The organism is Sphingomonas sp. NFX23, from assembly GCF_049887795.1.
In the GTDB taxonomy this organism is placed as follows: domain Bacteria; phylum Pseudomonadota; class Alphaproteobacteria; order Sphingomonadales; family Sphingomonadaceae; genus Sphingomonas.
This window is the reverse complement of record NZ_JAGEKH010000001.1, coordinates 625,987-643,628: the sequence shown is the minus strand read 5'-3', so window position 1 is coordinate 643,628 and position 17,642 is coordinate 625,987. Positions and strand designations below refer to the sequence as shown.

At 65.0% G+C, this 17,642-nt stretch carries 1 protein-coding gene (running past one end of the window); it reads left to right on the top strand.

Translation table 11 applies throughout. The annotated features are described in order from the left end of the window. On the top strand, positions 1 to 17,642 hold the 3' portion of the coding sequence (locus tag J4O76_RS02935) for a tandem-95 repeat protein (protein WP_426280398.1). Its footprint begins 17,227 nt before the window's first position; only the last 17,642 of its 34,869 coding nucleotides appear in the window; its start codon lies off the left edge, out of view; it ends in the stop codon at positions 17,640 to 17,642.

Genomic DNA, 17,642 nt, shown 5'->3' with positions numbered 1-17,642 from the left:
GTCTGGAATTCGGTGCGGGCATCGCTCAAGCGGATGTCTCCGTCGTGCGTAGCGGGAGCGATGCGCTGGAGTTGCGCATCGCCGACAATGGCGGCCGCATCCTGCTGTCGCAGGCTCTGCTTCCGGGCGGTGCCATCGAGACGATAGCATTCGCGGACGGCACGTCTTGGAATTGGAGCGATCTCGTCGTGCGGTCGATGCAAGCGACCGACGGCGACGATCAGATCGTAGGCTTTGTAGCTTCAGACGCAGCGACGGGCATGGTTTTGACGGGCCTTGCGGGCAACGACCGCCTCACAGGTACCTCGCTTGCTGACGTGTTGGTCGGCGGTACCGGTGACGATCGGCTCGAAGGTGGGGAGGGCGACGATGTATACCGCTTCGCCCGCGGTGACGGACAAGACACCATCGTCGATACTGCTGGCGCGAACCGGGTCGAGTTCGCCGCGGGCATAAACCCCGGCGACGTGCGCATCGTGCGCGGACGCGAGACGATCGCGCTTGAGATCGTCGGGACAGGTGACCGGATCGACCTCGGCAGCACCGCATCCCCCACCATGCCGGTACAGCAGATAGCCTTTGCCGACGGCACGGTGTGGACCGCCGAGACGATGGTTGCGATGGCGATGGCGCCGACTGATGGCGACGATCTGATCTATGGCACCAACGGCACCGACGCGATGACGGGCGGAGCCGGGGATGACCGACTGATCGCGCGCGACGGGGACGACACGCTTGCCGGCGGAGCTGGCGTCGACCGGCTCGAAGGCGGGCTCGGGAATGACGAATATCGTTTCGCGGTCGGTGACGGGCAGGACACGATCGTCGACGCCGGGGGCGGCAATGACGTGCTTTCGCTCGGCGCTGGATTCACGCCAGGGACCACCCGCGTCCGTCAAAGCAACGATGGCACGCGCTTCACGCTCGCCGCAGCGACCGGGGATGACCGGGTCACGATCGACAACGCGCTGGGTGCCGGCCGGATCGAGCTAGTCCGCTTCGCGGACGGCAGTCAGTGGACAGTGGCGGATCTGATCGCGCATGCCGCATCGATCGGCGACGAGGTGATCCACGGCGACGACGCCGCCAATATCCTCTCGGGTGGTTTGGGCGACGATCTGCTCGTCGGCGGCGGGGGCGAGGACGTCTACCGCTTCGCCAAGGGTGATGGTCGCGACACGATTCGTGACGACGCAACCAGCATCGGCGACCGTCTCGAGATCTCGGGCTATTCAGCTGGCGATCTTCGCTTCTCCAGGCGCGGTGTGGGCAGCGACGATGTTGTGATCCGCTTCGCGAACGGCGGGGACGAGATCGTCATCCTCGATGCGCTCGCGGGAAATCGCGGCGTCGAGCAGATCCTGCTCACGGACACGGGCTCGACGTTGTCGGTTGCGGACATCGCGCAGGCGGTGCTCGCTGCGGGTTCCACGGACGGTAACGACACGGTCGTGGGCACGCCGGCGAACGACACGATCACTCCCGGAAAGGGCGACGACCTCGTTCGCGGAGAAGGCAACGACGATACGTACGTCTATCGCCGCGGTGATGGCGACGACCGGGTCGATGGTCTGAACGGTGGCAATGACGTCGTTCGTCTTGATGGACTGGTGGTTGCGGATGTCGCATCAGCGGTGCGCGCCGGCGTCGACAGCGACGATCTCATCGTCACCTTCGCAAGCGATGGCGACCGATTGGTCCTTCGTGGCGCACTCGTCTCGCGAAACGGTGACGGGCAGAGCCTCGTCCTCCGTTTCGCCGACGGTACGGTGTGGAACCGTGACGCGATGCGGGCCCGCGCACTGGTCGACATCGCGAGCTCGGGCAGCGACGCGATCTCCGGCTTCGACGGTGCCGACCGTCTCGCCGGCGGTAAGGGCGATGACACGCTGACGGGCGGCGCCGGCGGCGATCGCTACGTCTTCGCGCGCGGTGACGGGCGCGACACGATCGTGGATTCGGACGCCTCGGGTGCGACCGACATCGTCCAGTTCATCGGCCTCACCTCCACGGATGTCTCCGTCGAGCGACTGTTCCGAGGTAGTGAAACCGTCGTGTTCCGTTTCGCCTCGTCGCTCGACGACAGCGTTACCGTGGTCGACGCGCTTGCGGCCGATGGCCGCGGAGCCGAGACGTACAGCTTCGCGGACGGCGTGACGTGGTCGCGCTCCAAGCTTGGTGAACTACTGGCCAACCGGGCACCCGTCGCAGCGCGGGACGGCTTCTTCTCGGTCACCACGGGACAGGCGCTCACGATCCGAGCAAGCGATCTCACGCGCAACGACTTCGATGCCGACGGTGATCCGATTCGGATCGTCTCGGTGGACGGAGGCGATCACGGCGTCGCTACTCTCGACGCCCAGGGGAACGTGGTCTTCACGGCGACCGGGGGCTTCTACGGTCCGACCCAGTTCCGCTACACTCTCTCCGACGGCCGCAACGGCTTCGCAGCGGGGGCGGTCGACGTTCGTGTCCGGCCGGTCGCGACCGCGATCGACGACACCGGCTTCACGGTAGCGGAGGACGATGGTCTCACGATCCGCGTCGAGCGGCTGCTGTCGAACGATATCGACGGCGACCGGATGCTGATCGGTCAGGTTTATGGTGCTGTCGGCGGAATGGCGACACTCGCGAGCGACGGCAGCATCGGCTTCACGCCCGATGCGAACTTCAACGGTCGCGCGTCCTTCAGCTACGTCGCCAACACGCCTGAAGGCGGGCGTGCCGAGGCGAAGGTCTACATCGACGTGACGCCGGTCAACGATGCGCCGAGCACGGTCAACGACGGCGGTTTCGTAACGGCCGAAGGCACCGCGTTCACCATCGATCCTGCAACCCTGATCGCGAACGATCGCGACATCGACGGAGACCGGCTGACGGTGACGGGCCTCGGCTCGAGCGCGAACGCGGTCGTCTCTATGACCGCGGATGGTCGCATCCAGGTGCGTCCGCGCGACTATTACTGGGGTGACACCTACTTCGACTACACAGTCTCCGACCCATCGGGTGCGACTGCAACCGGACGCGTGTTCCTCACCGTCACGCCGGTCAATGATCCGCCCGAAGCCCATGACGACCGCTTCACGCTGACCCAGGCGGGCGGACCGATCCTGGAGGACAATCCGATCGTCCTCTCGGCCGAGCGCCTGCTCGCCAACGACATCGAGCATGACGGCGAGACGATGCGTCTGACCGCCGTGGGCGGGACGCACGGCGGCAATGCGCGTTTGCTCGAGAACGGTACCGTGCTGTTCGAGCCTTATGCGGACTTCAACGGCGACGCCTGGTTCGACTATCAGATTACCGACGACCACGGCGGCTACGGCTGGGCGCGGGCGACGATCGCTTATCAGCCGGTCAACGACCGTCCTGTAGTTGGAAACGACAGCTACGACGACCGCGCCTTCTACTTCCTGCGTGGGCAGGAGGACACGGCGATCGACATCCCGATCATCGAGCTTCTGAAGAACGACTTCGATCCCGAAGGCTATGCATTGCATTTCGAGCAGGCAGGGCAGGCGATCAACGGCGACATCCGCATCCATGACGGCGTGATCACGTTCACGCCGGACAAGGACTATTGGGGCGATGCCACCTTCGCCTATACGGTCACCGATCCCGAAGGTGCGGTGAACGGCGGGCGCGTCACGCTGCACTTCGACAACGTCAACGATGGCCCGCCCGTCGCACGCGATGATCAGGTCTTCGTCTACGAGGACGTGCCGACGCTGATCCCCATCTCGGCACTGCTCGGCAACGACGACGATATCGATCGCAACCCGCTGACGCTCGTGGACTTCGCCGCCATCCGCGGCCTGAACGGCACGCTGGAACTGGACGGCAAGGGCAACATCCTCTTCACGCCCAATCGCGACGCTTCGCAGTCGTCGGGGTTCTCCTACACCATCACCGATGGCGTCGACGGATACGCAAGCGCCAACGTCGACATCGTGATCATCCCGTCCAATGACGATCCGACGGTGGTCGACGACCAGGGGTTCACGACTCCGTACGGCGTGCCGATGGTAATCCGCGCTGCGGACCTGCTGTTCAACGACTACGACATCGAGCAGGCCGACCATGACGGGGACGGCGTTCGTGACGACGATCTGGACGCGCCGAACCGCTCACGGCCGAGCTTCGCCGGTATCAGCGCAGTGCTGGATCCCACTGCGCTGGCGCAGGGACAGCGTGTGGAGATTGGCACCGCTGAACTCGTCACGTTCCGCGGCGAACAGTTCGTCGTCGTTCGCCTGTCGGCGGACTTCGTCGGCGATCTGACGATCGAATATCGCATCGCAGACGAGCAGGGTCTGGAAGACACTGGCTTCGCCACGGCGAGCGTCGATAGCTTCTATACCGGAACGCTGCTTGGCTCGGGCAAGACCGACTATATCGAAGGTACTGCCGCTGCCGATACCATCCGGACCGGCAAGAGCGACGACTGGATCCGTGCGTTTGCCGGCAATGACGTGATCGAAGCGGGCGATGGCGACGACGTGATCGAAGCTGGCGACGGCGACGATCTCATCGACGGCGGTGCAGGTGCGGATGCGATCAACGGCGGTGCAGGCTACGATACCGTAACCTTCACCGGTTCGACCGTGGGCATCAGGGCCGACCTCGAGTCACGTGTCGGTCAGGGCGGTGTGGCGCAGGGCGACACCTATGTCGGGATCGAGGCCCTCGTCGGCACCCGGTTCGGCGACATCCTGGGCGGCAATGCCCAGGCGAACCGACTGGAGGGCGGTGACGGCAACGACCAGCTCGCCGGTCGAGGCGGAAACGACACTTTGATCGGCGGTGCGGGTTACGACACGCTCGACGGCGGTGCGGGCGCCGACCTGCTCGACGGCGGCGATGGCATTGATACCGCGACCTGGTTCTCGGTCGACGGCACGAGCCCAGCCGGCGTTCAGGTCTCTCTTGCCGACGGCACCGCGCATGGCGGCGATGCCGAGGGCGACGTGCTGGTCGGCATCGAGAACCTCGTCGGCACGGACTTCGCTGACGTTCTGACTGGCGATGCGGGAGCGAACACCCTTCAGGGTGGACGCGGTGACGACACGCTTGACGGCGGAGCCGGCGACGATGTCCTCGTCGGTGGGCGTGGTGCCGACAGGCTGGTGGGCGGCGACGGCGTCGACATCGCCGACTATTCGCTGTCTGCAGAAGGCGTCACGATCGATCTCGCGGACGGATCGGCCGGCAGCGGCGACGCGCAAGGCGATACGTTCTCGGGTATCGAGATCGTCCAGGGGTCGTATCATGACGACGTCATTCGGGGTGACTCGGGCGACAACCGACTGCGCGGGGGGCTCGGAGCGGATCTGATCGACGGACGCGGCGGCTTCGACATCGCCGACTATTCCGCTGCCGACGCAGCCGTATCGGTCGATCTGGGCACCGGACGGGGCTTGGCGGGCGAGGCACTGGGCGATCGCCTGATCGCGATCGAGCAGGTCACCGGGTCGATCTTTGCGGATACTCTGACCGGCGGGGCTGGGTCGGACACGTTCGACGGCGGCCACGGCGAAGACCGGATCGCCGGTGGCTCTGGCTCGGATACTTACCTGTTCGGCTTCGATCGCGATGCGGACACGATCGTCGAAGCGGGCGACGTTGCCGATGAAGACCGGCTCGTCATGCTCCAGGGCGTGGCCCCTAAGGACGTGTCGTTGATCAGGGAGGGCAACGACCTCGTCGTCGAACTCGAGAACGACGGCGGCTTCATCACCGACAGCGTGCGCGTCAAGGACCATTTCAACGGTGCTTCGAGCGGCATTGAGCAGATCGTCTTTGGCAACGGCGTGACATGGGATCGCGACCGGATGGAGGCGCTTGTGCGCGCCGGCCGCCTCAATGCACAGGACGACGTGTATCTCTTCGGCAGCGAGGACATCGTCGCTACGATCAACCCATCGGCGCTCGTCGCCAACGACTTCTCAGCGGGCTACGACGGTCTGCTGACGTTGGTCTCGGTCGGCAATGCGAAGCATGGTGCGGTTTCGATCGGTCTCGACGGGCAGATCCGTTTCCTCGGTGACGCCAACTACAATGGCGACGCCTTCTTCGACTATACGGTCTGCGACGATTTCGGGCGTGAGACGACCGCACGCGTCGAGGTCGACCTTGCGGCCGTCAACGACGCGCCGGTAGGCGTCGACGACGCTTTGATCACCGGTATCGAGGATACGGTGCTCCGCATTCGGATCGATACCCTGCTCGCGAACGACTATGACGTCGATGGCGACCGTGAGTTTGAACCACTTACGATCATCGGCGCGATGCCGCTCAAGGATGCGAACGGCAACGATCTCTATCCCTATTGGGACAAGTTCAACTATCAGGGTCCGGCGACAAACGTCACCTGGAAGCTGTCGGGTCAGTATATCGAATTCAAGGTAGCGCCGGACTATTTCGGCTTCGCCGGGTTCCAATACACTGTCGCCGACAGTCAAGGCGCGACCTCGACCGCGAAGGTCGAGCTCTACATCGCTCCCGTCAACGATGCGCCACGGATCGGCGATGCCAAGCGCTCCATCCGCCTCGAGACCGTCACGACGCTGTCCGTCGCCGATCTCATGGCAAACGTCTACGACGTCGAAGGTGACGCGTTCACGTTCGTCGGTCTCCACTACGCCGCCGACGGTCGCGCTACGAACAACGGCACCGCCGTGTGGGACGAGGCGACGCGTACCATCGCCTACACGCCCGGCGCTCTCGGTGCTGGCCGGATCAGCTTCGACGTGATCGACGCGCGCGGTGCCAGCGCGACGTTGGACTATGCCGTCAAGGTCCGGCCGCTCAACGACGCCCCGGTCGCCAATGGCGATTATGGTTTGCGCACGCTCGAGGACCAGATCCTGGTAATCGACCCCAAGTCGCTGCTCGCGAACGATACCGACGAGAACGGCGACACGCTGGTGCTCACGGGGCTTTCGCGCTTCGGCGACAACGGCAAGGTGCGTCTGCGCGACGACGGCATGATCGAATTCCGTCCCCGCGCGGATTATAATGGCGGGGCGGGCTTCACCTACACGATTAGCGACGGACGAGGGGGAACTGCGACCGCCTACGTCGCCATCACCGTGATGCCGCGCAACGATGGACCGGTGCTGCGCGACGATCTGGTCACCGGAATGGAAGACGGGGCACTCTACGTCATTCCAGGCGAGGCGTTCGGTAACGATCTGGACCTGCAGGGCGACGTTCTGTTCTTCCGTGACGCCCATGTTCTCGGAGAGCTGGCGACCCGATACATCTCGTCGGACTATACCGTCGAGGCGAAGGCGGGGAACAACGAGGCGTTGCCGACCTGGCTGCATTTCGATGCGACGACGATGACCTTCACGGGAAGCCCGCCCGAAGGCGCCCGCGTCTTCGACGTCGCGGTATTCCTTCACGATCCCTCGAACGGCGCGACCTATGTTCAGCACTACGGGTTCGGTCCGGCTCAGGCGTCCGCGCTCGCTGGTGGCCTGTCGGTCCGCGAGGACGTGCTTGCCGGCTTCCAGGTGCGGACACCGTTCGCAGAAAGCTTCGAGTTCGGTGCAGAGGCGTTCCGTGCAGGGACGACCGTCGTGGCGACGCTGGCCGACGGCTCGGCCCTGCCAACCTGGCTGAGCTTTGACGCGGCCTCCCGAACGTTCGCCGGAACCCCGCCCACGGGCGTAACCGGACTGATCGAGGTCAGGCTGGCCTTCGCTTGGCACGATCCAAGCAGTCCCTCGGCATCCACGGTGACGTACGCCGACACGGTGACGCTCGATACCACTCGGCTGGCGACGGCGCGGGTCGCGTATGACAGCGGCGTCGCGCTCTTCGACATGGCGCAGGGATCTATCGACGCGACGCTGACGGGCGGCCGTCCGTTGCCCGACTGGCTCTCATTCGACGCCGCCACGCGGCAGGTCTCCCTCAGCGGGTTCGCACCGGATGCCGATGCTCCGCTCGCACGACTGCAGGTCACCTTTACGTCTGCTCCCGAACTGCTCGGGCAGAACGTCTACGACGCCTCCAAGCGCGGGTTCACGCTGGAGTTCCTGATCGATCCGACGAAACCGCTCGACCCCGCGATCAATGCGGTACTGGCTGGCGATCCATATTTCGCAGCACAGGGCATGTTCTCGCTCGACCTGGGTACCGCGGCTGTCACCGCCGCGCGCGAGAGCCGCGCGCCGCTTCCGACGTGGCTGGGCTTCGATCCCGCGACGCTCGGCTTCACGGGGACTCCGCCCTCCAGTTTCATTGGTGCGGTGCCGGTCCGGCTCGACGTCATCGGCAACGGTTCCACGGTGCCGACGATGTCTATCATCACCGAAGTGGCCGTCGATCCGACGTACACGCTCGTGCCGATTGGTGCATCCGCTGCGACCGCAGCGGAACGGATCACACTGAACGCGCCCGAGGACTTCAACGGCGCGATCGCCATCGGCTACGACGCGAATGACGAGAAGGGGGGCGTCTCTTCCAAGCCCGCCACCATCGTGTTCGACGTAACTCCCGTGGCCGAGCGCCCTGATGCCTTCGGTGACGCCTACACGCTGCGTGAAGCGGACACGGTCAGTTTCCGGATTGCCGACCTGATGGCGAACGATCGCGACGACGATGGCGACCGGATGCGGATCACGGGGCTCGGCACGACGACCAATGGCCAGATATCGATCGCACTCGCGGTCGCGAGCTTCGACGCTCCTTCGGGTCTAGCGCATGATGGCGCGATCTGGACGGCAAAGCTTGCCGACGGCAGTGCGCTGCCCGAATGGATGGTGCTGGATTCCGTCACCGGACGGATCACCGCGACCGTGCCGCTCGGCGTACGCGGCGAGTATGCTGTCCGTTGGACGAGCACGGTCGCAGGCACGGTTTCCAGCGCACTCTCGACCGCTAGCGTCGATGGCAATCTCGCGATGGTGACCTACACCCCGAACGGCGGCTTCTCGGGCGCGGACGGCTTCGTCTATACCCTTACCGACGACCGGCAGGGAGAGACGTCTGGGCAGGTGGCGCTCACCGTGCTCTCGCGCTTCGACGCTCCGATTGCACGCACCGATCATTTCTACGGCGTGGAGGCCACGCCTCTCGTGCTCACCATCGCCGATCTTCTCGCGAACGACAGCGACGTCGATGGCGACCCGATCCGCTTCGTCGGCGTACTTGATGCTGTAAACGGCGGCGTGACGTTCGATGGTACCAATATCGTCTTTACGCCGAAGCTTGGCTGGGATGGTCGCGCCACGTTCGACTATACCGTCACCGACGACAACGACGGCACCAGTATCGGTCATGTCGAGATCGACATCGCCTCAACCGACCGCGCACCGACGCTCGTCGACGACACGATCGTGACCGTGGAGGACACGCCGTACATCTTCACCGCTGCGGACCTGCTCGGGAACGACAGCGATCTCGATGGCGATGCAATCCAGTTGGTATCGCTGTCGCCGACCGCTGTCGGAGGCCGGATCCTGACGCTTCCAGGCGGCCGCTACCAGTTCGTGCCGGACGAGAACGTCAACGGCCGGGTCTCGTTCGGCTACGCTATCAGCGACGGTCGGCGTACCAGCAGCGGCCAGGTGACCTTCGCGGTCGCGCCCGTCAACGACGCGCCGATCGCGAACCCCGACGGCATCTATTTCGGTGAGCAGGACCAGCCGCTCGTCGTGAAGCTGTCCGATCTGATCGCCAACGACCGCGACGTCGAAGGCGACGCGTTCGACATCGTCGAGATCTTCGATGGCGACAACGGCACCGTCGTGCAGAACGGCGACACTGCCGTGTTCACCGGGCGGCAGGGCTATTACGGCAACGCCGGCTTCCACTACCGCGTCACGGACGCACACGGTGCGACCAGCGTCGGTTACGCCTCGCTGATCATCAAACCCCAGTTCGACCTTCCTATCGCGGTCTCGGACCATGGATTCGAGCTGCTCGAGGACGGCTATCTCGACATCGATCCGGCGGTGCTCGTCGCGAACGACTACGTCCCCGAAGGCACCACGCTCACCTTCCTCGGCCTGACCGGCGACGGAGTGACGAAGCTCGACGACGGCCGTTATCGTTTCACGCCGGGTCATGACTTCTTCGGTCAGATCACGCTCGGTTACGCGATCACCAACGAAAGCGGGTTCGCCATTCCGACGACGGTCACGATCAACGTGTTGCCGGTCGCCGATCGTCCGGTCGCGAACGACGATGCCCTCGTCATGATCGAGGACACGGCGCTCACCATCTTCACGACCCAGATCCTCGCCAACGACTTCGACGTCGATCGGCAGGCGATCGTGCTCAAGCGGATCGTCGGTGCTTACAACGTCGCAGTCGTCGACAACGGTATCGGGCAGCTCGTCGTCACGCCGATCGCGGACGCCGCTGGTCCCGCATGGTTCGACTACGAGATTGCCGATTCAACCGGTCTGACGTCGACTGCAAGGGTCACGATCGGGATCGTGGCCGTCAACGACGCGCCCGTTATCGGTGCGCTGCCGGTCCTTACCGGTATTGAGGATCAGCCCTTCAAGGCAGTACTGCCAAGCGGGCTGGTCACCGATGCCGATGGCGACGCGTTGGTGGTAGAACTTCGCGGCGTCGGTGGCTCGGCTCTGCCCACTTGGCTGCACTTCGATCGCCAGACCCGTACGCTGTCGGGCAATCCGCCCGCCAACTACAACGGTCCGCTGGTCCTGGAACTCGCTGCCGACGACGGTACGGCCCAGACCGTTCGCCAGGTCGTCGTCTCGATCGCACCGATCAACGACGCGCCGGTGGTCGTAACGTCGTTCGCGGACCTTGCGGGGTCCGAGGATACTCCGTTCGCCTTCCGCCTGGCGACCGAGGCGTTCGCCGACGTCGACGGAGACACGCTTGTCTTCACCGTTACCCTCGCAGACGGCAGTCCACTACCGACGTGGCTGCGGTTCGACGGAGCGATACTGTCGGGACAGGCGCCCGCCGACGTCAACGGCAGCTTTGCGCTAGCGGTCACGGCCAGCGACGGAAAGCTGGTCGTGCGCGACGCCTTCGATCTGGTGATCGCGGCACGGAATGATGCGCCCGTGCTCGCGATGGCACTGCCTGACGTAACGATTGCCGAAGACGGCAGGATCGACATTGCCATCCCCGCCGGAACCTTCACGGACGTCGATGGCGATGCGCTGACGATCAGCGCGCGGCTCGCGTCCGGCGATGCGCTGCCCAGCTGGCTCGTCTTCGATGGTGTCAGGCTCAGTGGTTCTCCGCCTGCCGACTGGAACGGCAGTCTCGAGATCGAGGTGCTCGGAAGCGATGGACAGATGTCCGCGTCGGATCGCTTCACGCTGACCGTCACGCCGGTCAACGATGCGCCGTTCATCGCCGAGGGCACGAGCGCGCAAGGTGCTGTCGTGGAACAGGCCGGGTTGTCCGGATCGAACGTCGTCATTCAGACCGGCGGAACGCTGCGGTTCACCGACGTCGATGCGAGCGACCTTCACGCTACGACCGTCGGAACGGTAACAGCGAGCGGGAACGTCGCTCGCCTGCCGTCGGCTGCTGACTTGCGGAACTGGCTCTCGATCGGCTTGGTGCAGGAATCGAACGCGACGGATGCCGGGTCGGTCGCTTGGTCGTTCGGTGCGCCGGATGCTGCCTTCGATTATCTCGCAGCCGGCGAGACGGTGACCCTGACGTATCAGGCGGAGATATCGGACAGACAGGGTGCCGTTGCGGCCCAGCCCCTGAACATCACGGTCACTGGGACCAACGACCTGCCGACGATCGCGCAGGGCACCACCGCTAGCGGATCGATCACAGAGCGTCCGGATACCGGCGGATCGACAAGTATCGATCATGCGTCCGGCACCCTGCGCTTCGTCGATCTGGATCGTAGCGACCGTCATGCTGCCGATGTCACCGGCGTTACGGTTGTCGGCGCCACGGACGGTCTGCCAGCAGCCGCTACGCTGCTGTCCTGGCTGTCGACGAGTGGGCTCGTCGAACAGGTCGAAAGTGCTTCGGGCAGCGTGGATTGGAGCTTCGCAGCTCCGGACGGCACGTTCGACTACCTCTCCACCGGACGGACCGCAGAACTCCACTATGTGATCCGAGTAGCCGACGATCACGGCGGCAGCGTTGACCAGACCGTCATCGTAACGGTCACCGGCACCAACGACACCCCGGTAATCGCGGCGGACACCTCTGCGACCGGCAGCGTGGCCGAACGTGTAGGCACATACGGCTCGACCGCGGTGGACACGGCGACCGGGACGATCCGCTTCGCCGATTTGGACCTCGTAGACGTACACGCAGCTTCGGTCGGCGGCGTGAGCACCAGCGGAGCGACGCGGGGCTTGCCACCGACCGACCGGCTGCTCGCGATGTTGGCATTCTCATCCGTCGAGGAGCCGTCGGGCTCGACGTCGGGCAGAGTCGGTTGGACCTTCGCTGCAGCCGATCGCGAATTCGATTACCTTGCCGATGGCGAGACGGTGACCCTCACCTACACCGCTGCGATCGCGGATGGTCAGGGTGGCATCGCCATGCAGCCGATCACCATCACGGTGACCGGCAGCGGCGACGCACCGACCATCGCTGCCGGAACGAGCGCTACGGCCTCGCTCACGGAACGCGATGCGACCACCGGCTCAACCGCTGCAGTGGCGCTGACGGGCACGATCCGCTTCGCCGATTCCGATAGCCGCGCCACGCACACCGCAGGCGTCGTCGGAATGACGGTATCCGGTCGAAGCGACGGTCTGCCTTCGGGCACGACCATGCTGGACTGGTTCATGCAGGCGGCTCTTGTCGAGCAGGATGGAGCGACCGCGGGTTCCGCACCATGGCGTTTCGCCGCGCCCGACAGCGCCTTCGACTATCTCCGCTCGGGAGAGACCGCGACCCTCGTCTACACCGTACGGATCTCGGACGGCCATGGCGGCACGGTCGATCAACCAGTCTCGGTCACCGTGACTGGCACGAATGACTTGCCGCTGGTTGCGGTCGGTACGAGCCCGGCCGGAAAGATCACCGAACGCGCAGGCGTTTCCGGATCGACCGCAAAGGACATGGTCTCCGGTACTGTCCGCTTCAACGATGCGGACCTTGGTGACGTTCATGCAGTCGGCATCGGCAGCGTTGTGGCCAGTGGCGCAACCACGGGGCTACCGGCGACAGAGGTCCTACGACAGTTGCTGAGCCTTGGGGCGCTGATTGAAACGTCAGCCCAACAGGACGGCGGGATCGATTGGAGCTTTGCCGCTGCTGACAATACGTTCGACTATCTTGCTGCGGGGGAGAGCGTGACGCTCACCTATCTGCTACAGGTGACCGATGGCCAGGGCGGGACGCTCGATCAGCCGCTGACGGTCACTGTCGTCGGCAGTGAGGACGCCCCAATCCTTGCCGCCGGAACCACCGTGACAGGCGCTATCGTTGAGCGTGATCGCATGACCGGATCGACCGCGGTCGACACGGCCTCGGGCGTTATACGCTTCACAGACCTCGATCGGACGGACGTACATGCCGCGACCATCACAGGCGTCACGGTGTCGGGCGACGCGACAGGGCTTCCGGCGAATGCGACGCTGATGAACTGGTTCGTCGGGAGCACGCTGTCTGAACAGAGCGGGACGACGGCGGGATCGCTGCCGTGGAGCTTCTCCGCACCCGACGCTGCGTTCGACTACCTGGCCGTTGGCCAGATCGCCACGCTGACCTACGGGATCCAGATCACCGACGGTAAGGGCGGCAGCGTCGCACAGACCGTGACGGTCACAGTCACCGGTACGAACGATCTGCCTACCGTGGCGACCGATACCACCGCGAACGGAGCACTGACCGAACGGACGAACAGCTCGGGCCTGACCGCGAGCGACAGTGCGACAGGAACGATCCGCTTCGTCGATGCGGATCTCGCCGACGTGCATTCCGCTGCGATCGGCGGCGTCACGATCTCCGGGGCGGCAGCCGGCCTCCCCGGCAACGCGACCGTCCTCGGCTGGATGAGTAGGAACGCCATCGCCGAACAGTCGAGCGGAGTGGCAGCATCGCTGGCGTGGCAGTTCTCTGCCGCAGACTCGACGTTCGACTATCTGCGCGCAGGACAGAGTGTAACGCTGACCTACGCCTTCCAGATTACGGACGGGCATGGCGGCGTGCTCGAACAGCCGGTGACGATCACGATTACCGGCACCAACGACGCACCGATCGTCGCGAGCGGCACGAGCGCGTCGGGTGCAATCACCGAGCGGACGGGCGCCATCGGCTCGACCCTCACGGACGGCGCCACCGGCACGATACGCTTCACCGATCTCGACGTCGGCGATGCGCACAGTGCAAGCGTCGCAACGGTCAGCGCGACCGGTGCAACTGGGGGCCTGCCGTCCAACGCGGTGCTACAGGCGCTACTGAGCTTGGGCGGGGTCACTGAACAGAGCTCCGCCACCCCTGGATCGATCGGGTGGAGCTTCGGCGCAGCGGACAGCACCTTCGACTATCTCGCTGCGGACGAGACGGTGACGCTCACCTACACGGTGCAGATCGCCGACGGGCAGGGCGGGCTGGCCAGCCAGGCGGTCGTCCTGACCGTGACCGGGACCCAGGACGTTCCGACGATCGCTGCCGGCACGAATGCCGCCGGTGCGATCAGCGAACTGAGCCTCACCACCGGGTCCAACGCTTCCGACACGGCGTCCGGTACGATCCGCTTTGCCGACGTGGATCGGAGCGATCTGCACACTGCAGTGGTGACTGGCGTAGCCGTCTCTGGAGTGACTTCGGGGCTGCCGGCGAACGCAACACTGCTGGGCTGGTTCGCGAAGGGCGCGCTCGTCGAGCAGAGCTCCGGCGCGGCCGGATCGCTGCCGTGGAGCTTCTTGGCGACCGACAGCGCCTTCGATTACCTGCGTGCCGGACAGGTCGCCACGCTCGTCTACGCGGTACAGGTCGGTGATGGCAGAGGCGGAAACGTCACGCAGAACGTCACGATCACCATAACCGGCACCGACGACGCGCCTCTGATCGCGAACGGCACCAGCGCGAGCGGAGCGATCGCCGAACTCGCGAACACCACCGGTTCGACGACCAGCGACACAGCATCGGGAACCATCCGTTTCACTGATGCCGATGCAGGCGACACGCATGCCGCCAGCGTAGCAAGCGTCAGCGCAAGCGGAACGACCTCTGGACTGCCGGCGAACGGCGCGCTTCTCGCCATGGTCTCACTCGGGACCCTCGCCGAACCCTCGGGTTCCACGGCAGGCTCCCTCGGCTGGAACTTCGCCGCTGCGGACAGGACGTTCGATTATCTCGCTCAAGGTGAGACCGTTACGCTAACCTATGCGATCCAGGTATCGGATGGACAGGGGGGAACCCTCACGCAACCAGTGACGGTCACCGTAACCGGAGCGAACGACGGTCCTGCGGTCGCCACGGGCACAGGCGCGAGCGCATCGGTGACCGAACTGGCCAACACCACCGGATCCAACACGAACGATACTGCGTCGGGCATCATCCGCTTCACCGATCCGGACATCGCCGACACGCACGCGGCGACCATCGCGAGCGTTGCCGCCAGCGGAGTCACGACCGGCCTCCCCAGCAATGGGGCGCTCCTTGCGTGGCTGGCGGTTGGCGCGGACACCGAACCGAACGGCGGCACGGCAGGAAGCCAGCCCTGGAGCTTCGCAGCACCGGATGCGGCATTCGACTATCTTGGCGCAGGGCAGACCGCGACTCTGACCTATGCCGTCCAGATCTCGGACGGCAGAGGCGGAAGCGTCAGCCAGAACGTGACAATCGCCGTCACGGGCACCAACGATGCGCCGGTCGTGGTCGTGCCGGGCGCTCAGATCGCGCGCACGTCGACCGCGACGCGGATCACGGGCCTGTCGATCGGTGATCCTGACGCGAATGCGAGTTCCGAGACGGCGACGCTGACGACCACGCTCGGTACGATCGCGGCCACCGCCACTAATGGCGCGACGGTGACGGGGTCGGCCAGCAAGTCGCTGAAGATCAGCGGCACGGTCGCGCAGGTCAATGCGACCTTGGCCACGCTGACCTACACGTCCACAGCGACGGGCTCGGACACGATCGGCGTTGCGACCAGCGATGGCACCGTGACGATCACACGGTCCATCGCAGTGACCACGAGCGCCTCGGCGAACCACGGTCCTGCGATGGACGCAGCCACTACGGCTGTAGGGGCGGTCTCCGAGATATCGGGCGTTTATGGTTCGACGACGGCGGATACGGCTAGCGGCTCGCTGCGGTTCACCGATGCGGACGTGCCCGACACCCACACGATCACCATATCCAGTGTCGCTGCGAGCGGCATCACGGCGGGGCTGCCGGCCAATGCTACGCTTCTCGCATACCTCAAGGCCGGTAGTGTAACCGAACCGTCCGGCACGACGCCGGGTGCAGCGACCTGGACCTTTTCGGCACCAGACAAGACGTTTGACTATCTGGGTGCGGGACAGGTCGCGACGCTGAGCTACGTGGTCACCGTGACGGACAGCAAGAACGCGACCGTTACCCAGACAGTGACGATCACGGCGGTCGGCACCAACGACGCGGCAGTGCTGGCGACCGGCTCCACTACCACCGGCGCAGTGACTGAACGGACCGCGACGCTTGGTTCGAATGCAGCCGACTCGGCGACCGGTGCGATCAAGTTCACTGATGAGAGCGGCGACACGCACAGCGCTACGATCACCGGCGTGGCGTCGAGCGGGACTGCGACGGGCCTGCCGGCGAACGCTACGATGCTGACCTGGTTGGGCCTTGGTGCGCTTACCGAGCAAGCTGGTGCAACCGCTGGATCGCTGCCCTGGAACTTCGCTGCTCCCGACTCAGCGTTCGACTATCTCGGAAAGGGCAAGACGGCGACCCTCACCTACACGGTGCAGATTACCGACAATCGCGGTGCGGTGATGACGCAGGCCGTGACGGTGACCGTGACGGGCACGAACGACGTACCGGCGGCAGCAGCGAAGTCCGGCTATACGACCGACAACTGGACGGCACTCACGATAACCGGCGCAACGTTGACGGCGGGAGCAACGGATCCCGACAGCACTGACGTTCAGGTGCTGTCGAGCGTTCAGGGTGCCGTGAACGGAAGCGTGGCCCTCACGTCGGGCAATGCCGTTTTCACGCCGTCCGGGACCTATGTCGGTCCGGCGTCCTTCACCTACACAATCTCCGATGGGAACGGCGGTACCTCGACAGCCACCGCAAGCCTCAACATCACGCTCCACCAGACCAACGGTACCAGCGGGGCGGACACGCTGACCGGGACCGCGGGCAAGAGGGCGCAGATCGACGGGCTTGCGGGCGCCGACAAGATCACGGCGGGGTCGGCGGGCGACGTCATCATCGGCGGTGCAGGTAACGATACGCTGACAGCGGCCGCCGGTATCGACACCTTCGTCTATCGCGCGGGGTTCGGCATGGACACGATCGCAAGCTTCACCGCGACCGGGACGTCGCATGACGTCCTCCAGTTCGACAAATCGGTCTTCGCCGATTGGAGCCATCTGCTCGGCGCAACGAAACAGGTCGGCAGCGACCTTCTGATCACGTATGACTCGACGAACACGATCACGCTGAAGAGCGTGGCGTTGGCGAACTTTACGTCGGCGGACGCGAGCTTCGTCTGA